Source organism: Alphaproteobacteria bacterium (assembly GCA_026400645.1).
GTDB lineage: Bacteria > Pseudomonadota > Alphaproteobacteria > Paracaedibacterales > CAIULA01 > JAPLOP01.
On the sequence record JAPLOP010000012.1, the window covers coordinates 1 to 18,111 of the forward strand.

Annotated in this window: 18 protein-coding genes; 12 read left to right on the forward strand and 6 right to left on the reverse strand. The window is 45.7% G+C overall.

Translation table 11 applies throughout. The annotated features are described in order from the left end of the window. Together NTX76_01770 and NTX76_01775 are read left to right on the forward strand one after the other, a co-directional pair. Positions 1–166, forward strand: a 166-nt coding sequence (locus tag NTX76_01770) for a site-specific integrase (protein ID MCX7337995.1), incomplete at its 5' end; no start/stop codon positions are given. A gap of 133 nt (positions 167–299) precedes the next feature. After that, positions 300–860 (forward strand): NUDIX hydrolase, encoded by a 561-nt coding sequence (locus NTX76_01775; protein MCX7337996.1) that lies wholly within the window; start codon positions 300–302, stop codon positions 858–860. A gap of 19 nt (positions 861–879) precedes the next feature. Here the strand turns inward: NTX76_01775 and NTX76_01780 are convergent, their stop codons facing one another. From NTX76_01780 to NTX76_01800, 5 genes are all read right to left on the reverse strand, one after another. Next, the gene (locus NTX76_01780; GenBank protein MCX7337997.1) at positions 880–1,341 is read right to left on the reverse strand and encodes a flagellar protein FliS; all 462 of its coding nucleotides are present in this window, start codon (positions 1,339–1,341) and stop codon (positions 880–882) included. Beyond that, positions 1,341–2,219: a flagellar filament capping protein FliD gene (gene fliD / locus NTX76_01785; GenBank protein MCX7337998.1), complete on the reverse strand. Its 879-nt coding sequence runs from the start codon at positions 2,217–2,219 to the stop codon at positions 1,341–1,343. The genes NTX76_01780 and fliD overlap by 1 nt, the downstream gene beginning before the upstream one ends. Next, entirely contained in the window at positions 2,216–3,118 is a 903-nt protein-coding gene (locus NTX76_01790) for a hypothetical protein (protein ID MCX7337999.1), read from the reverse strand. The genes fliD and NTX76_01790 overlap by 4 nt, the downstream gene beginning before the upstream one ends. Positions 3,119–3,444: 326 nt before the next feature. Beyond that, entirely contained in the window at positions 3,445–5,316 is a 1,872-nt protein-coding gene (locus NTX76_01795) for a flagellin (protein ID MCX7338000.1), read from the reverse strand. Between the two features lie 335 nt (positions 5,317–5,651). Beyond that, positions 5,652–6,377 (reverse strand): DUF4115 domain-containing protein, encoded by a 726-nt coding sequence (locus tag NTX76_01800; GenBank protein MCX7338001.1) that lies wholly within the window; start codon positions 6,375–6,377, stop codon positions 5,652–5,654. A 187-nt stretch (positions 6,378–6,564) separates the two neighbouring features. Here NTX76_01800 and phbB point away from each other — a divergent pair, with 187 nt between their 5' ends. The 3 genes from phbB to NTX76_01815 all read left to right on the forward strand — a co-directional run bounded on the left by phbB (position 6,565) and on the right by NTX76_01815 (position 8,494). Next, complete coding sequence (gene phbB / locus NTX76_01805) at positions 6,565–7,287, forward strand: acetoacetyl-CoA reductase (GenBank protein ID MCX7338002.1); 723 nt, start codon at positions 6,565–6,567, stop codon at positions 7,285–7,287. Between the two features lie 10 nt (positions 7,288–7,297). Continuing rightward, positions 7,298–8,002: an A24 family peptidase gene (locus NTX76_01810; protein MCX7338003.1), complete on the forward strand. Its 705-nt coding sequence runs from the start codon at positions 7,298–7,300 to the stop codon at positions 8,000–8,002. 69 nt (positions 8,003–8,071) lie between these two features. Beyond that, positions 8,072–8,494 carry a hypothetical protein gene (locus tag NTX76_01815; GenBank protein MCX7338004.1) on the forward strand — a complete coding sequence of 141 codons (423 nt, stop codon included), beginning with the start codon at positions 8,072–8,074 and terminating at the stop codon, positions 8,492–8,494. Positions 8,495–8,504: 10 nt separating this feature from the next. Here the strand turns inward: NTX76_01815 and dnaE are convergent, their stop codons facing one another. Continuing rightward, positions 8,505–11,882: a DNA polymerase III subunit alpha gene (gene dnaE, locus NTX76_01820; protein MCX7338005.1), complete on the reverse strand. Its 3,378-nt coding sequence runs from the start codon at positions 11,880–11,882 to the stop codon at positions 8,505–8,507. Between the two features lie 170 nt (positions 11,883–12,052). On the opposite strand from dnaE, the gene NTX76_01825 reads away from it, so the two are divergent. The 7 genes from NTX76_01825 to NTX76_01855 form a co-directional block, all read left to right on the forward strand. Then, positions 12,053–12,553 carry a hypothetical protein gene (locus tag NTX76_01825; protein ID MCX7338006.1) on the forward strand — a complete coding sequence of 167 codons (501 nt, stop codon included), beginning with the start codon at positions 12,053–12,055 and terminating at the stop codon, positions 12,551–12,553. A 75-nt stretch (positions 12,554–12,628) separates the two neighbouring features. Further along, positions 12,629–13,948: an MFS transporter gene (locus NTX76_01830; GenBank protein ID MCX7338007.1), complete on the forward strand. Its 1,320-nt coding sequence runs from the start codon at positions 12,629–12,631 to the stop codon at positions 13,946–13,948. A gap of 98 nt (positions 13,949–14,046) precedes the next feature. Next, positions 14,047–15,501, forward strand: coding sequence for a TrkH family potassium uptake protein (locus tag NTX76_01835; protein MCX7338008.1), 1,455 nt, complete (start codon positions 14,047–14,049; stop codon positions 15,499–15,501). Positions 15,502–15,540: 39 nt separating this feature from the next. Further along, positions 15,541–16,110, forward strand: a complete 570-nt coding sequence (dcd, locus tag NTX76_01840; GenBank protein ID MCX7338009.1) for a dCTP deaminase — start codon at positions 15,541–15,543, stop codon at positions 16,108–16,110. A gap of 16 nt (positions 16,111–16,126) precedes the next feature. Beyond that, positions 16,127–17,398, forward strand: a complete 1,272-nt coding sequence (gene murA, locus NTX76_01845) for a UDP-N-acetylglucosamine 1-carboxyvinyltransferase (protein MCX7338010.1) — start codon at positions 16,127–16,129, stop codon at positions 17,396–17,398. A 10-nt stretch (positions 17,399–17,408) separates the two neighbouring features. Next, positions 17,409–17,891: a DUF2948 family protein gene (locus tag NTX76_01850; GenBank protein ID MCX7338011.1), complete on the forward strand. Its 483-nt coding sequence runs from the start codon at positions 17,409–17,411 to the stop codon at positions 17,889–17,891. Between the two features lie 39 nt (positions 17,892–17,930). Then, positions 17,931–18,111 (forward strand): virulence factor (locus NTX76_01855; protein ID MCX7338012.1); only part of this gene is annotated, 181 nt, incomplete at its 3' end.

Here is an 18,111-nt window from a genome sequence, read left to right on the forward strand (position 1 = left end):
TAGACATTTTCTGTTCACCTGGCTTAAGAAACAAGGGATCGAGGATGCTTTGATTCAACCGTTTTCAGGCCACGAAAGCCGCCAGTCCCTTGAGATTTACTCGAAATTATCCATCGGAGAAGCCCAGGAAAGTTATGAAAAGGTGATTGCTAAGTTTCCGGTTTGAGGGGGTGATTTAGCAACCAGAGTGGAGGCGAAAATTTCTATTGCCAATTATGCGCGTTCCTTACCACTAGGCCTATATTAAGGAATGGATTCTATAATGGAGGTATGTATTTTTAATATCGACGTAAAGCCCAATGACAAAAAATCACTTAAGCGCCATCGTATCAAACATCATCCCTTTCGATGATCTTGAAAAAGATCATATTGAGGATACTCTGACCTGGATCAAAAGCGGAGAGCCTTTGTACAGAATAACATCCCCGGATATTCCCAATAAACACCTTGTTTGTTATTTTGTTTTGTTTGATGAATTGGCATCAAAAATCCTTCTTGTTGATCACAAAAAAGCGGGGCTTTGGCTCCCAACCGGTGGGCATGTTGACATTGACGAGGATCCCATGGATACGGTCAAACGCGAATGTGCCGAGGAACTTAATTGTCAGGCTGATTTTTGGGCTGATCAGCCTATTTTTATCACATCAACCGTTACTGTTCCCGCAAACTTGATGGGAAGGCATACCGATGTGAGCCTATGGTATGTTTTAAAAGGAAATCATCAAGCCCACTATAATTTTGATCCTGGTGAATTTCACAAAATTCAATGGTTTGATTTCGACAAAATCCCATATGAAAAGTCCGATCCCCACATGCATCGATTTATTAGGAAGTTATCTCACCTTCAGCATAAAAGGTGAGTTATTCGTGCGCGATGCCTTAACACCGCATATCCATTTGTTCGGTTGGGGCCGCAACCCCACCTGACACAGAGGCAGTCAGAAGCGATCGTTCCTGCCATAATTTTGCCATATTTTGAAGACTTGCAATCAGTCGGTCATAGCTGGCAGCCTCGAACTCAACACACAATTGATTAATCGAATACAAAATAACTGAGAAATAACGATCCCACGGCGCGTCATCACTTGCCAAAGATTGATGCGTTTGTTCGACATCATTGGACCCATCCTCTGGATTTAAAACCCCCGACAACCCCACAACAATATTTGTGCAGCGTTGAATTTCACTGGCATACATTTGATAATCTTGCCGGTCGTAAAACCCCCTTGCCAACAAAAGTGATGACGCTGCTTGTTCAAAAAGAAATGCGACTTGTTCTGTTGATCCCGTTACGATTTGAACCTGCTTTTTGTACATTTTTTCTACTTTTTTATACATCATTAACTGTCCTTATTTGTTTTATTGAATACAGTGAGCATGTTCAATATAGATCGATATTTGTTGTACGATTCGTAAACGGCCGCCATTCTGGTTTCTATTTTTCGGCGACCCTCGGCCGCATCGGTATTAATATCGTCGATCCGTTTTTGCAACCGTTTATCAACTTGCAATAGCTGATCAATCGCTTTATCGAACAATCCTTGCGGTTGATCTGTGTCGCCCTTTCGTTGTTTCAGGGAATTTTTGAGGGCAGAATTAAATGGATCCGCGATCCCTTGTGTTACTGTCATGGTTGTGGTGACGCTTTGCCCCGGCTGAACGGCCGCCCCCATGTAACCGATTTTAAACCCGTCATAAATACTGCCTGGTGGCCCCTGTATCAAACTTTCTGGGACGGGATTGATTGTGACATCGACTTGATTTGGCGTGGACAGTACGGCTGCAAATGTGCCATCCATGTTGCCCGTATATGTGACAGTAATTAGTGCCCCAGCTATAATGGGGTTCAGCGTTCGCCCAATATCCCACACTTTAAAATTTGAATTTGTTGACGATGCATTGTTGCCAAATAATTGCTTTACCTGATCGAATTTATTATAAACAGTGTCCTCAAGTTTTTTTGTATCCACCGATAACGATCCGGATAATTCTGGTTTAGCACTGTCATAATTAAGCGTGATACCGGCCTGGGCCAAATAAGAAAGGGGCAACGCCCCACCCCCATTTACGGGAGAATTCGCCCCTTTATAAATCAGATTTTTAACATCGATCAGTAATTTGTTACCAAACAATATGGCGTCTTTGTCGGGTGATTTTCCATCGTCCGCAAGCTTTTGATTCTTGTTAAGTTCTGCGTTTAAGTCGTTGAAACCTTTCACAAATCATTAATGGCACCCAAAGCCAGATCCTTGTTGTAGTCAATGGTCGCGACTGTATTTTGAGAATTGACGCTGGGTTTTACCAGGGCAAATGTAACACCATTAACCAAATCAGTAATGCTGTTTGTATTTCGCGTCACCAAGTCGCCATTAAAATTCATTTGTGCTGTCAGCGTTGTTGGATCCGTATTGACCGTTGGCAGGAAAAGCCCCTGCGCCCCCTGTAGGGCCGGATCCGTTCCCGTCATATCAATCCCGTGTGCAAGGTCGGTCCCGGTAATCACCAGACGATATTGGTTGGCTGAAACCATCACAACGGATGCATTAACCCCCGCCGCTGGCCCCACCGCATTAATCGCGTTCATCACATCGGTTAAGCCCATATCATTCGTGACGTTTACAGTTTGTCCATTGAGAGCAAGAGCCCCACTTAGACCTAGTCCCGTCGTGCCACTAGGAAAATAATGATTCGCGTCGCTTTTAACCGTATCAAAACTGGCCAGGCGAACAACTGACAACGTCATTGGTGCCTCGTTAACGACCGCATTTCGACCAACTGTCACAGTAACAGACCCATCGATTTGTTGGGCGTTGGCAAATTTTTCATTGAAAACATTAGTTACTGTGGAATCAAGACCCAGGTAATTCGTTAATTTTTCAATGGCCTGCTGCAGGGATTTTGTTTTAGTAGACAACGTATTGATTTCGGGGATTTTTTGGTCAACATTGACCTTGATTTCATCGCCCAGTGGTGCGGCAATTTTTTTCTTGCCGTCGCTAATTGCATTTGCCATGGCATTAAGGTCAAGCCCGCTAACAAGTTGGGCCATTTTTGCGGTCCCTTTGTCGTCGACAAAAACTTGACCGTAGCTTGGACCAGACACAACAGGTGCTGCCATTGGTATTTCTCCGGGATGTTATGGAAAACTTTGATTGTATACCCAATCTAAATGAAAAAAGTTGATTTTTATGTTTGATCTTTTGCCCATAAACAGCGACAAAAAAAATCCTTAAATAGAATAGCTATTCTCGGTTTTTTTGTCTTGTTTCTGAACAAAATCTCTGTCATAAAATTTCAACTTTTTCATTCATCTTGGGTATAGCGTGGAATCGATTGCGTTCTAGATGGCCACGCTCGCTCCGCTTGCTCGTACAGGACGTCATAGCGAGGAGGACGAAGCGACGTGGCTATCCAGCATTAACAAGTCAGTTCAGACAAACCATATTACCGCAAGGCGCTTTGGACCATTTGGGCCAATTGCGATTGCTTTTTCAGGGTCTGTTGGAAAACGGCTGATGACATATCAACCAACGCTTGGAACTTTTGCGAATTCATCAATTCTTCTGTAATGTCAGCATCCGTAAATGTGGACTTTGCAGCAGATTGGTTTTGAATGGAAACATTCAAGTTTTTAACCACATAATCCAATCGGCTTTTCGTTCCACCAAGCTGGGCGATTTGCGTGTTGATCGTTGACGTTGCATTCTGAATGGTTGTTGTTGCTGCAGCGGCATTTGCCTTTGTTGTGATGCTAAGGCCCAACATTCCCAATGCCGATGTTGTTGCCCCATTGAACGTAAGCGCAATCGTATCCGATGATTGTTGACCAATCTGGAATTGAAACACTAACGAATTTCCGTTGGCAACATTATAAGTGCTCATGTCTGTAGAAGCAGTGGTAACAAATCCGCTATTTAGCGCTAACGAAACACCATTGCTGAAACTGACGCTTGTTGCATTTCCAGCATTTAGCGTACCATTTACCTGAATGGTGCTGGTCCATGAATCTGCGCCGTCTGTTAATTTAAATGTGCCCGTTGTGCCACTTACGGTATAGCTTAATCCATATGATCCGGCCGCTGTTCCGGCGCCCGCTGTAAGTACTGTGTTGAGTGGTGCTGCGACAGACGAAGACGTAAGGACGGCGTTAGCCCCCGTTCCAATCCCCAGTAAGCTTTTTAAGCTTGTTTGGAAGTTTGCAGCATTATTCAGTCCCGCAACGCTGCCGCGATCATAGTTAAAGCTGATTGAGTTTCCAGCATCGGTTGTGCTAAAAAGGGTTAATGCACCACCAATTGTTGGTGCTGTTGTTGCCTTGAACGTTTGGGCCCCAATTGTCACATTGACGTCGTACAAATTACCATTGGCTGTTACTGTTGCATTTGTAGCCGATCCCGTATACATGCCTTGTGTGTTTAATAGATTGAGGCCGCCGGAGAAGGCGTTGGCTTGTGTTTTTAGACCCGAAGCTTGTGTTCCGAAGTTCACTATACCGCCCGGTCCTGCGGTTAGAATGTTGGTAAGGCTTGTTGTCGCGGCAGTTGCTGCTGCTGTTGCAGAGACAGCTCCAGAAATGACAGCATTCCCTATCTTAAAGCTAATTGATTTCGAGGTATCGGCCTGGCTTGTTAACTTTAATGTTTGGCCAGATGCTGCCGCTGTTGCGTAGCCTCCGGCAATAGTTGTCAAATCAACAGAAAATATTTCCGTTCCTATTGTCACACTAACAACGCCTATTGCGCTTGCATTGACGGTTACTGCCCCGGAAAGAGATCCAACCGTTTCGCTAAATGAAAGAGCGCCAGTCCCATCAGTCCCAAAAAGAGTTGTTGGGTTGGTTGAGAGACCTATCGTGCTATGCGTACCAATAGCGCCTGATGCAACTGCCGCACCCGCTCCGCCCGTAAATAATTCAACACCGGCCCAGTTTGCCTGAGCATTCTGGTCAATCTGTGCCATAAGCTGGGTAAATTCATTGTTCAACATGGCGCGTTCTGGATCCGAAATCGTGTCGGAGTTCGCTTGCGCTGACAGTGTGCTCATGCGCGTTAGAACGTCAATGCTGGACCCCAATGCACCCGTTGCCAGCTGAATAACGGCTGATGCCTGTGTCGCGTTGTTGGATGCCTGGGCCATCGAATTAATGGCTGAATCCAATACGGAACCGATGGCGGCGGCCGATGGGTTTTGGGATGGGTCGGAAACGACTTTACCCGATGATAATCTGTCCTGGGCCAATCCTAATGCGGATGCGTTAAGATCCAATAAACGACGTGCTGATAACGCGTTAACGTTAGTGCTAATAGTTTGTGACATGTTAAATCCTCACTTTATGTGAAACGGTGTTAATATACTTGCATTGACTATGCTGCAATATACGTGCCATTGAGGATTTTGGGGATTGTTGTGTTGGCTCTGTCCCTAAGCTCCCCTACATCACACAAGACAGCCCCCGTCCTCCCGCGACTTGATCGCGGGATCCACAACGGAATACATGGGTCCCGTGGTCAAGCCACGGGATGACGGGAGGGCGGGTTTATGTGCGTTGCGGCTCAGGGGACCATGAGGGAGTCGTGCGTGGAACCTAGGGGGCAGCCTAGGCAAAATTTACCCGTTTACACCTGAACCCACCAATGCACGGCAATTTTTGCCTAGTCCGGTTGAGTATATTTCCGTAAAGATTCGTGATTTAGGCTCAGATCTTCTATGCCAGGCAACGCATCATTGGTGGGCGGGCTAACCTTTTTCCCGGATAGGGATATTTCTATGGCGTTTTTATCACCAGCGGACAAACGACTGTTTGGGACATCAATAATTCGGTACCGTTCCCCTGGGTTTAACGAACGATCGGCTATAATTTGCCCGTTTTGATCGATAATTTTCACCCAGGTTTCTTTAACAGCAACCAGAATAACCTCCTCAACCGGGGATTCCGCGGGTACTGTGACAGGGGGCGCCGGAGGGACCTCCTCGTCAGGCACAATTTTTTTGGCATCACCCCGGTACATAAAAATGCCCAGGACAATCATAGCCAGGGCCGATGACAGCCAAAGCGACCATTTGGGAACTTCCTTTGATGGCGTAGAAAGGGTCGTGCCTTGCAAAACAGGCTCCGCGGAGGGCAGGGCAAACACAGGCAATGGATCAACGCCCAAAAAACCGGCATAGGATCGCACATACCACAACGCATACATACCCGGCGGCAATTGGTCAAAATGACCATCCTCTATATTCTGGAGGAAAAATTTGCGAATCTTTAATTGCGCGCTAACATCATCAAGGCTCAACCCTTTTGCAACCCGGTGTTGCTGCAGCAGTGCACCGACTTGTTTTATCGACAAGCTATCTTCTGACTCTTCTGTCAATGATGAATTCATCTTGTAAGTCACCTTAATTTATAGGTCTGGACTTTTTTGGAAACAGCCCATAATACACAGAAATCATCGATCTAAAAAGCTTCTTTAAAAAAGAGCCGTAAAAAAAACACTTGGCTGATCGGATGCAATTTGCTAATTTTAATTAAAATTATATATTTATTTTAAACTAATTTTAGTTGGAGTCACCATGAAACGTACGGTTATTATCACTGGTGGCACACGCGGAATTGGTGCGGCCGTGTCCCTTGCTCTTAAAGAAAAGGGATATAAAGTCATTGCAAATTATAACAAAAACAACGATGCAGCAAGGGAATTCGCAAAACTCCATGCCATCCCCGTTTATCAATGGGATGTTGGCAATTACGAGGATTGCGTCCGCAACCTAAAAGATATTGAGCATACCCACGGCCCCATCGATACCATCGTTCACAATGCCGGGGTCACAGCTGATGGATTTTTTCACAAGATGACGCCCGACATGTGGAACAGTGTCATCCAAACAAACTTAGGGTCTTGCTTTAATATGGTAAATCCGTTAATTGATTCGATGAGGCAAAGGGGTTTCGGGCGGATCGTTTTACTATCGAGCGTGAGCGCCCTAAAGGGTCAGATGGGCCAGGTTAATTATTGTGCAGCAAAGGCCGGCATTATTGGATTCACAAAAGCCTTGGCCCTGGAAAGCGCAAGCAAGGGCATTACGGTCAATGCGATCGCGCCAGGTTATATTGAAACAGATATGATTCGTTCCGTATCGACGCCCATTTTGCATAAAATCATTGGCCAAATCCCATCCGGTCGTTTGGGCCAAGCATCGGAAATCGCACGGTGCGTTGCATTTTTGGTGGATGAAGGGGCTGGATACATCACGGGAGAGACCTTGAATATCAATGGTGGTCAGTATTTAAGCTAGGGAATCATTTATGCATGCGTTCCTTTCTTTTTTAGTGGGGGCAAGCCTGACGAGCTTTGTTCAATTTCTGGTTGACAATCAGGGGCACCCTTTCAAGAAACGATCAACATGCGATGGCTGCGGTATTCCCTTACGTTGGGGGCAACTTATTCCCATTCTGTCATCTTTATGCATCAGGAAAATTTGCAGGGTGTGCCACTATAAACCACGCCGATCCTATGGAGTGACAGAGCTTTTTGGAGGGATCATTTTTGCGATTACTGCGCTGAAATACACGACGTTATGCCCGTTCCTGTTGGTGGGCCTGTTAATTCTTGTTGGCTTGCATATCAGCCTGAACGATTGGAGGACAAAAACAGTCCCCGTTTTTAGCCTGTTTTTATTGGCAATTCTTGGTGGGATCTGGTCCTGTTGTTTTGCACAGTGGCCAATCGCCATTTTGTTTATGGGGGCGCTGTTGTTTTTGATCCGGTGGATTGGGGGGAAAGTTGGTCCGGAAAAACCCCTGGGCCGAGGGGATGAAATCCTTTTTCTGATTTGTGGTCTTTGGATTTCGGTTGAGGCGATTCCCGTTTTTTTGTTTATGACAGGCTGTATTGGGGTTGGCAGTTTTTTTCTATATCAGCGCACCCATCCAAAGACGAGGCATTTTCCCTTTGCCCCCGCCATTCTAATGGCATTGTGGGTCAGTTTGATTTTTTTCAGTCAGCATTAATAATTTTTTAATATATTACGCATACAGTTAATATTATCAGCATAGTTTTATATTAAAAGGATTTGTAAGATGAAAAAATTACTATTAACAACGGCTATTTTAACGTCAACACTAATGTCAGCCAATGCAGGACCACGGGAATTGCTGGCAGAATCATACAAAAACAAAATGAGTGACTTGGCTTTAAGTCGGGCCATGGTGGATATTAATGCCAACATGTACTACGTTCTGATCAGGAAAGAGGGCGATAACTACGTCAGAAGCGGTCATACTCCGTCCGCCGGGGTCGTTACAAAAGAAAAGCCTGAGGTCTATAAAGTTCACGAAGCCGCGTTTGCTCAGGTAAAAAATGCCCCAATCGGATCAGTAACGTCCATCACATATGATTCAAAAACAACCACTGGCTATGCTATTAAAAAGAGTGCCGAAGTTCTCAAGATCAATGATTACACAATGGCCATGTTTACAAGCTTAGCCTCTGCCATTGCTTAAAATTATACGTTTATTTCGCCCGAATCCCGCGAACACTCAGAAAACATGCTCTGTGGTCGCGGGTAATTCCATACTGCCCAGGAAGGGTTACTTTCATTCTTGGCAAATTGGGTAAAACAACCCCAAGGTAAATTGTGGAGGATCCAGGTTCACAGTCAACCAGCACCGCCTTGAACGCGGGCACGTCGAACGTTTCATCTACCCATAAAAAAAGATCCCTGTTCTTGATTTTCTGATCCAGGGAATCCAGCGACTGTCCAATCAATCGATAGCTGTCATTGTCAGCCCGTAAAGACGCAGTGATGTAAACCGCAGTCCCGGGGACAAGGGCGTCGCGAACAGCCTGATACGCCTCTGAAAAAAACGCCACCTCGAACACGCCATTGGTATCCGAAAGAGTCACGAAGGCAAATTTTTGCCCTTTCTTGGATGTTCGTTCCTGTTTAGCCAAAATAATGCCGGCTAGACTGACCGATGTTGGTGTTTCACCAGCCCGTGCAAGGAGGTCTATGCTACTCGTCAGGCCAGCCGTTTCCAAAACATCCCGATAGATATCCAGTGGGTGGGCACTTAGATAAAAACCAAGGGCATCAAATTCCTTTTGAAGCTTTTCTAATAAATTCCATTCCGAAAGATTGGGCAGGATAATTTTTGCTTCCTGGGTGGAACCGCCAAAAAGAAGCGTTTGTTTGTTGGCACGTTCCTGCTTGATTAAATGCGCCTGGGCCAAAATCGTGTCGGTCCCCTCGAAAATCTGGCGCCGATTGGGATGCAGGCTATCCAACGCCCCGGCAGAGATCAAATTTTCCAACTGGCGTTTATTCACAACCCGTGGACGCTCCTCGATAACGCCCTCCATCGCTTGCTCGCCAACGTTTTTGATGCCTGACAATGCATATCGAATGGATTGATTTTGAACCGTAAAGTAAACATCCGAATGATTGATGTCCGCCGGCAGCAACGGAATCGAGGACCGCTCCAGATCCTGGCGATAGACATTGAGCTTGTCTGTATTGTGAATATCATAGGTCATCGTGGCAGCAAAAAATTCCAATGGATAATTCGCTTTTAAATACGCTGTCTGATATGCCAAAAGTGCATAGGGCGCCGAATGGGATTTGTTGAACCCATACCCAGCGAATTTTGCCATTTGATCAAAAATCTGACTCGCGATATCCCGGGACACACCTTTTTTAACGGCACCCTCTGTGAACAAAGATCTCTGTGCATCCATTTCTGCTTTGATCTTTTTTCCCATGGCACGGCGCAACAGATCAGCAGCCCCCAATGTATATCCGCCCAATACCTGGGCAATCTGCATGACTTGTTCCTGGTACACCATCACGCCATAAGTTGGTTCCAGAATTTGCTGCAATTCTGGATGCAGATAGGTGACCTCCTCCTCACCATGTTTACACGCTAAATACCGCGGGATATCATCCATGGGACCCGGGCGATACAGGGCCACAAGGGCGATTAAATCTTCGAAACGGTCGGGGCGAAGCTTGCGAATGACGTCCCGCATGCCCGCACTTTCCAATTGAAACACACCAACAACATCAACATCACATAACAAGGCAAACGTTTTCGGATCATCAAGTGGGATCTTGCCGATATCAATCGCACTATCACGCTTTTTAACCATCTGACAGCAGCGTTCAATAACCGTCAGTGTTTTAAGCCCCAGAAAATCGAATTTTAATAAACCAGCTGCCTCCACATATTTCATGCTGAATTGCGTGACCAAAAGCTCCGACCGGTCGTCCCTATAAAGCGGGACAAGTTCCGTCAGGGGTCGATCCCCAATCACGATACCCGCTGCATGGGTGGAGGCGTGTCGATACAGCCCCTCTAGCTTTAAGCCAATATCAATTAGTTTATCGACGGTTTCGTCCTGCTCCCGCTGCAGTTTTAATGACGGTTCGATATCCAATGCCTGTTCCAGGGTCACTGGGTTAGCTGGGTTGTTGGGGATCAGCTTGCAGATACGATCCACCTGACCATACGACATCTGCAGAACACGCCCAACGTCACGCAACACGGCCCGTGCTTGCAATTTACCAAAGGTGATAATATGGGCAACATGATCGGACCCATATTTCTGACAGACATACTGAATCACTTCATCCCGGCGATCCTGACAGAAATCGATATCAAAGTCGGGCATGGACACACGCTCAGGATTTAAAAATCGTTCAAACAACAAATTAAACCGAATGGGATCCATGTCCGTGATCGTCAAGACCCAGGCTATCAATGAACCGGCACCTGATCCGCGTCCTGGGCCAACGGGGATACCCTGGCTTTTTGCCCATTTGATAAAATCAGAAACAATCAAGAAATATCCAGGGAATCCCATTGTTTCGATAATGCCCAATTCATAATGCAAACGCTTGAAATAACTTTCTCGGATAGTTTCATGTTGAGTTTGGTCGGGGTGCAGCGGAAAAACTTCTGTTGTCAGTCGATTTTCCAAACCAACAAGGGCTTGTTCCCGCAATTCTTCCTTTTCGCTTTTTCCCGAAACTGTCAGAAAGGGCGGCAAAATCGGTTGATGGGGCGTTGGCATAAAATAACACCGCTGGGCAATCAGGGCCGTGTTATCCACAGCCTCCGGCAGGTCAGCAAAAAGATGTCGCATTAATTTTGTTGATTTAAAGCAATGATCCGGCGTTGCCTTGCGTCGATTACCTTGACTGACATAGCTCCCCTCTGCAATGCACAGCAGCGCATCGTGGGCTTCGTACATCTCTGGTTCATCAAAGAACACATCGTTTGTCGCCACGATTGGGATGTTGTGCTGAAAAGCTAGGTCCAAGAATTCAGGTTCAGTCCGTTTTTGATCAGGCAAGCCATGTCGCATCAATTCAATATAAAGGCGCCCCGGGAAAATTTTAATCAGATCCGATAAAAATTCATCCGCTTTTTTTTGTTCCTTTGACAGGATCAACTGCCCCAATGGACCCATGTGGCCGCCCGTTAATGCGATCAATCCAGCACTATAGTTCGCCAGATCATCCATCGTAATGTGCGGGGGCAGGGCGTTGTTTTCTTTGACAAACGATTCACTGACTACCTTCATTAGGTTTTTATAGCCTTCTTGGTTTTGAACAAGCAAAACCATTGGACACGGGGGGCGATCCGGCAAAAGCAACTGCACCTGACAGCCAATAATCGGCTGAATCCCTGAATCACTACACGTTATGGCAAATTCTAGCGCCCCAAACAGATTGCCTGTATCCGTGATCGCCACAGCTGGCATTTTATGTTTATGGCATAGCTTGGGGATGCTTTTCATCCTAAGGGCACCCTCCGCCAAAGAATAAGCGCTATGAAGGTGTAGATGAATAAATGGCAAAGAAGTGCGTGATGAATCAGTCGTAATCATGTTTTTATAATTAAGCAGACGCGGCTTATTTTTCAAGGGGATTTTGTTAAAATCTGCATCCGCACCCAAATGAATGAAGAAATAGCGCTGATGCTTCAATTTATTAACAGTTTATTATTCTTTTTTTGGTTTGATTGAAGATAGTGGAATTTTTATAAATCGGATTTTGTATGATTAAGAAATCAATGATATTGGCATTAGGATTGTTTGTGGTGCTAGCGTGGGATTCCAATGAGAGGCTAGGTCATGCAGGCTTTTTCGATGACTTGAAGAGCAAGGCCGTAGGAGCAGCGGGAGATGGTGCCGGTATGGCACTCCAGTGCGCCGGGGATTCGAACCCCAAAAAATGCATGAAAAAGGCGATAAAAGCAGCCGCCAAGAAAAAAGCTGCAGAGCTTGCTAGAGCAGCAACTGGTGTTGACCCCGACACCATCAATATGGTTGGGAATATGGCTGCAAATGCTTCTGGGCATGGAGGTGGGGACGATGGCGATGATGACGAAGCGGCTGCATCTTCGGATGATTCTGACGATGATGAAACACCAAGGAAACACAAAAAGAAAAAAGTAAAGAAGAAACATAAGAAGAAAAAAAAGAAACATAAGAAGAAAAAAAAGAAACATAAGAAGAAATCTGATGATGACGAAGCATCGGATGATGATGCCAGCTGATAATACCGCTGGATAGAAGTGCAATCACAGTGCAAGATAGAAACGAAAAGCTGCTTAATAAAACAAGGAACGATAATGACACCCGTTGATACTAACCAATCCATGAAAAAAGTAATCATTTCTTGCATGATTGGAAACGCTCTGGAATGGTATGATTTTGTTATTTACGGGTATTTTTCTGTCATTATCGGCAAGCTTTTCTTTCCTTCGGCGGATCCGATCGCGCAATTGGTTGCCACCCTCGGTGTTTTTTGGGTCGGGTTTATTGCCCGTCCACTGGGGGCCATTCTTTTTGGGCATATTGGCGATAAAGTCAGCCGAAAAGCAGCTTTGACCATTTCCATTTATGTTATGGCAATACCAACCGCCCTTATTGGATGTTTGCCAACGTATGAATATATCGGGGCTTGGGGTGGCTTCTTGTTGATGATCCTGCGTGTTTTTCAGGGGCTTGCCATTGGGGGCGAATTTACAGGATCCATGGTTTTCATGGTCGAACATGCCCCCGCGGAAAAGCGTGGCTTGGCAGGCAGCTGGGCCACCTGTAGTTTGGTTATCGGTGTCATCATCGGGTCTGCTGTTGCAACTATCTTTACGACCCTGCTAACACAGGAACAGCTAGAGCTTTGGGGATGGCGTGTCCCCTTTATATTGAGCATATTCGGCAGCCTGATCGGGACCTATATGCGCAAAAACCTGTCTGATCCAGTGGCGTATATCGACGCAAAACGAAAACGCAAAGCACAGTCCACGCCCCTTAAGGATCTGATCCTTTGTCATAAAAGCAAATTACTGTTGGTTGTTTTGGTTGATTTTTTGACTGCCGTTGGATTCTTTATGCTGGTTATATTTTTGACAACCTACTTTAAGACATTCCTCCATTTATCAGATCGACGATCCCTTTTTATTAACACAGTCAATATGCTTGTTTTTTGTTTAGTTATTCCCATTGGGGGATGGTTATCTGATAAATATGGACGACGGGCCCTGTTGGCCTATCCATGTCTTGGTTTCATGGTACTGTCTTACCCTTTATTTGGGCTGATTCAGCACGGTTCGTATGGTGCCCTTATGGCGCAGATGATTATGGTTATCATGATGGGGCTTTTCTTTGGAACGATTCCAGCCACATTATCGGAAATATTTCCAACGCAAGTCCGTTTTTCAGGTCTTTCCGTTGCCCATAATATCAGCATGGCTGTCTTTGGGGGTGGAATTCCCCTGATCGCAACAAAGCTTATTCATTTTACGGGTGATTTGGCGTCCCCGGCTTATCTGTTGATTGTTGCGGCAGCCCTTAGTCTTTTGTCTGTGCCGTTTCTTTCGGGGGGCAAAAAGGAAGAGTTTTCTGAGTTAGAGCTTAGCCCTGCGGAAGCCCAAGACGCGCTTGCGTAATTTATCTGGACACAGAAACAGCATTACCTATAATAGGGTTTCTATAGACACTAATTTACGGTCAATATGAATAATCCTGTTATTGCTTTGGTCGGCCCATGATTGACCTTCGGTCTGTTTTTTATCTAACAGGAATTGTGCTGTGCTGTTTAGCTATAGCCATGAGCGTCCCCCTTCTTGTTGAGGCGCTTGTTTATAAAACATTGGAATGGAAAGCCTTTGGGGTTTCGATGGTTATTTGCGGTTTTTTCGGATCGTCATTGGCTTTATCCAATCCCCCGCACGGAAAAACAGTCCTTGGAATGCGTGAAGCATTCCTGGTGACATCGGTGATCTGGATTATCCTTTCGATTTTTGCCGGATTACCATTTTATTATTCAGAATTTCATTTTACATTTATTAATGCCTGTTTTGAGGCTGTTTCGGCCCTCACAACAACAGGATCGACCATTATGGATGGGATTGATGACGCTCCCAAGGGGATTTTATTGTGGCGCGCCTTGCTCCAGTGCATAGGGGGTACAGGCATTATCTTGATGGCGATGACGATTTTTCCCATTCTAAGAATCGGCGGAATGCAGCTTTTTCGCAGCGAATTTTCTGACCGTTCAGAGAAAATCTTACCCCGCGTTTCCCAAATAGCCGCCGCCATTCTGGGCACATACCTCTTTTTTATTTTCGCCTGCATGATCTTGTTGTATTGGGCGGGAATGCCATTTTTTGATGCCACCTGCAGCGCAATGGCAACCGTTTCCACAGGAGGACTAACCACAAAGGATTGCTCCATTGGTTTTTATAATGATCCGCTCATAGAATCCATAATTGCGGTTTTTATGATCATAGGCGGCAGCACACTCATCCTGTTTGTCCTTTTATGGAAAGGTGAACGAAAGGCCATTTTCGAAGACAGCCAATTAAGGGCGTACTTAATGCTTTTGGTTATCGCATCCTTAATTGTCACCCTGTGGCAATGGGGAATGAATCAACAAAGCTTTCTGCATAGCCTAAGACTATCAACCTTTTCTGTGATTTCCGTTGTCACAACAACAGGGTTAGTCACCTCTGATTATGGAAGTTGGGGAAATTTCCCCATCATTATTTTCTTTCTGCTGAGTTTTATTGGCGGGTGCACGGGATCCACAACGGGGGGGATAAAAATTTTCCGTTTTCAAGTTTTGTTTGCGTTAACAAGAACGCATCTTATGCAATTGCGAAAACCACATGGGATGTATGTCCCGACATATCAGGGTCAAAAAATTAGCAGCTCTGCTGCCCTGTCTGTGTTTACGTTTTTAACGCTTTATTTCCTTTGTATGGCGGCATTGGCTTGCGCTTTATCGATTGCAGGACTAGACTTTATAGCAAGTTTATCAGGGGCTGCTGCTTCATTGGGTAATGTTGGGCCTGGGTTGGGCCCCCTCATTGGGCCGCATACCTCCTTTGCGCAATTGCCAGATGCAGCAAAAATCCTTATGATGGCAGGGATGATATTGGGAAGGCTCGAGCTTCTCACTGTTCTTGTTTTGTTTATGCCATCCTTCTGGCAAGATTAACGTAATCGCAACATAGTCAACATAAGGTAAGGAAATTCTATGTCCATACAACCAGACCACTGGATTCGACAACAGGCCATTGATAATAAAATGATAGAACCCTTTGTTGAATCGCAAAAGCGCTTTCATGCTGATAAAACCGGGATTATTTCCTATGGGCTTTCGTCGTATGGATATGATGCGCGTGTTGCCAATGAATTTAAAATCTTTACAAATGTGGACAGCGCAACGGTTGATCCCAAAAATTTCTCCCAGGACAGCTTGGTTCACAGAGAAGCAGACGTTTGTATTATTCCACCAAACAGCTTTGTGTTAGGCAGAACGGTCGAATATTTCCGAATTCCGCGCGATGTTCTTGTGATTTGCTTAGGAAAATCAACCTATGCGCGATGCGGTATTATTGTTAACGTGACCCCCCTGGAACCTGAATGGGAAGGACACGTAACGTTGGAGTTTTCCAACACAACCCCCCTTCCGGCTAAGATTTATGCCAACGAAGGGGTCTGTCAGTTTTTGTTCTTTAAAGCCAATGAGGTTTGTGAGGTTTCTTACAAGGATCGCCTTGGAAAATATATGGGCCAAACAGGCGTCACTCTGCCAAAAATATAGAAAGAAACGAAACACCATGCCAACCAAAATCAGAATCGTCGGTGGGACTCCCCTTTCCGGTCAAATAAAAATTAGCGGATCCAAGAACGCCGCCCTTCCGTTAATGACAGCATCCCTGCTAACTGACGAGGCTTTAATTCTTTACAACGTTCCAAGGCTAACGGATATACAGTCCATGGGCGAGCTTCTTTCCCAACATGGGGCGGATGTTCATCGCTCGTCAGATGGAAATTCATATGAATTAAAGGCAGCCGATATTAAAAACACAACGGCCCCGTATGAATTGGTCAGCAAAATGCGCGCATCCATATTGGTTTTGGGTCCGCTGTTGGCCCGATGTGGCGTGGCAAAAGTATCATTGCCGGGTGGATGTGCCATTGGGACACGCCCTGTGGATATTCACTTAAGTGGCCTTCGGATGTTGGGTGCTCATATCGAAATCAGCGAGGGATATATTCATGCCCATGTGCCAACTGGCGGCCTTAACGGGGCCAAGATATCCATGCCCCTGGTCAGCGTGACAGCAACAGAAAATCTTATGATGGCGGCCACCCTGGCAAAGGGAGAGACTCAGCTTATTAATGCAGCGCGGGAGCCCGAAATCATCGACCTTGCCAATTGCCTGAATGCCATGGGGGCCAATATTACCGGCGCCGGAACCGATACCATGATCATCCAGGGCGTTGATCGTCTGCATGGCGCCAGTCACCGCGTGATCCCCGATCGCATTGAAACCGGGACGTACACAATGGCGGCCGTAATTACGGGCGGAAATCTTGAATTGCAAAATACCAACCTGGCTTTTATTTCGAACCTGGCTTCTGTCCTACAGCATGCGGGTGCTGACATCAGGGCAACGGAAAATGGGATTGTCATCGGATCGCCAACCGTTCCCATTATGGGGGTGGATGTTATGACTGAACCTTATCCCGGCTTTGCCACGGATTTACAGGCACAAATGATGGCGGTTATGACCGTCTGTCAGGGGGCATCCATGATCACCGAAACGATTTTCGAAAATCGGTTTATGCATGTCCCTGAACTGTGTCGTATGGGCGCCAATATTACCGTACATGGATCATCTGCGCTGGTTCGGGGCGTCAAACACCTAAGTGGGGCGCCAGTGATGGCAACCGATTTGCGTGCGTCTGTTTGCTTGGTTTTGGCCGGTCTTGCCGCACATGGGGAAACGGTCCTGAGTCGTGTTTATCACCTGGATCGTGGGTATGAAAAATTGGAAGAAAAGCTTAGCCGATGCGGGGCCATCATAGAACGCATAACGAATTGAGGAATGATTCATGACTGACTTTTTTAAGCCCCTGAAATTGCTGGCCAATGACGAGGATGGATTGCAGCTTATTTCAACCTATTTACAAGATAGCCTGTTTCCAATAATGTCCTTTACGTATGATCAAGAAACGAAAATATTCAACTGCCTGATCAATCGTTTTTGCTGGGAGCATGTGGACGATCATCCAAAGCATGGAACGTACCACCGTGTCCATTCTGGTCTTTGTTTCGCAACTGTTATTGGCGTCCACAAGCGGGGGTTTCATCAGGCGTCCCCACATCGAATGCATACAGTTTTAATGATTTCGTGTCACAAAACAAAGCACGGCACCATCAATATTCATATTTTATTTTCAGGGAACAAAGAATTAAGGTTGGAGGCTGAATCGTTGCAGTGCACAGTGACCGATGATCGGCACCCTTGGCCAACCCACAAGAAACCAATGCATTTGCATGAGCACCTGCAGGAGCTTCATCAGGGACGAAGTTAAAATTTTATTTGAACTACATGCGATGGACTAAGAAAAAATATGGACACAGATAATCAAGCCCCCATTGAATTCGTCTCACAAGATGGCTCTGTCAATTTACAGGTCACTGTCCAGGATGAGACGATTTGGCTGAGTTTGAATCAGATAGCATCCTTATTTTTGCGGGATAAATCTGTTATTGCGAAACATATTAAAAAGATTTTTGAATCCGAAGAATTGG

Excerpts from the sequence above, each read along its gene's own strand:
- NTX76_01780 (MCX7337997.1), bottom strand. The coding sequence starts at position 1,341 with ATGATGTATAAAAAAGTAGAAAAAATGTACAAAAAGCAGGTTCAAATC.
- NTX76_01825 (MCX7338006.1), top strand. The coding sequence starts at position 12,053 with ATGATTAAGAAATCAATGATATTGGCATTAGGATTGTTTGTGGTGCTA.
- NTX76_01795 (MCX7338000.1), bottom strand. The coding sequence starts at position 5,316 with ATGTCACAAACTATTAGCACTAACGTTAACGCGTTATCAGCACGTCGT.
- murA (MCX7338010.1), top strand. The coding sequence starts at position 16,127 with ATGCCAACCAAAATCAGAATCGTCGGTGGGACTCCCCTTTCCGGTCAA.
- NTX76_01775 (MCX7337996.1), top strand. The coding sequence starts at position 300 with ATGACAAAAAATCACTTAAGCGCCATCGTATCAAACATCATCCCTTTC.
- NTX76_01790 (MCX7337999.1), bottom strand. The coding sequence starts at position 3,118 with ATGGCAGCACCTGTTGTGTCTGGTCCAAGCTACGGTCAAGTTTTTGTC.
- NTX76_01800 (MCX7338001.1), bottom strand. The coding sequence starts at position 6,377 with ATGAATTCATCATTGACAGAAGAGTCAGAAGATAGCTTGTCGATAAAA.
- NTX76_01835 (MCX7338008.1), top strand. The coding sequence starts at position 14,047 with ATGATTGACCTTCGGTCTGTTTTTTATCTAACAGGAATTGTGCTGTGC.
- dcd (MCX7338009.1), top strand. The coding sequence starts at position 15,541 with ATGTCCATACAACCAGACCACTGGATTCGACAACAGGCCATTGATAAT.
- NTX76_01810 (MCX7338003.1), top strand. The coding sequence starts at position 7,298 with ATGCATGCGTTCCTTTCTTTTTTAGTGGGGGCAAGCCTGACGAGCTTT.
- NTX76_01830 (MCX7338007.1), top strand. The coding sequence starts at position 12,629 with ATGACACCCGTTGATACTAACCAATCCATGAAAAAAGTAATCATTTCT.
- NTX76_01850 (MCX7338011.1), top strand. The coding sequence starts at position 17,409 with ATGACTGACTTTTTTAAGCCCCTGAAATTGCTGGCCAATGACGAGGAT.
- dnaE (MCX7338005.1), bottom strand. The coding sequence starts at position 11,882 with ATGATTACGACTGATTCATCACGCACTTCTTTGCCATTTATTCATCTA.
- phbB (MCX7338002.1), top strand. The coding sequence starts at position 6,565 with ATGAAACGTACGGTTATTATCACTGGTGGCACACGCGGAATTGGTGCG.
- NTX76_01815 (MCX7338004.1), top strand. The coding sequence starts at position 8,072 with ATGAAAAAATTACTATTAACAACGGCTATTTTAACGTCAACACTAATG.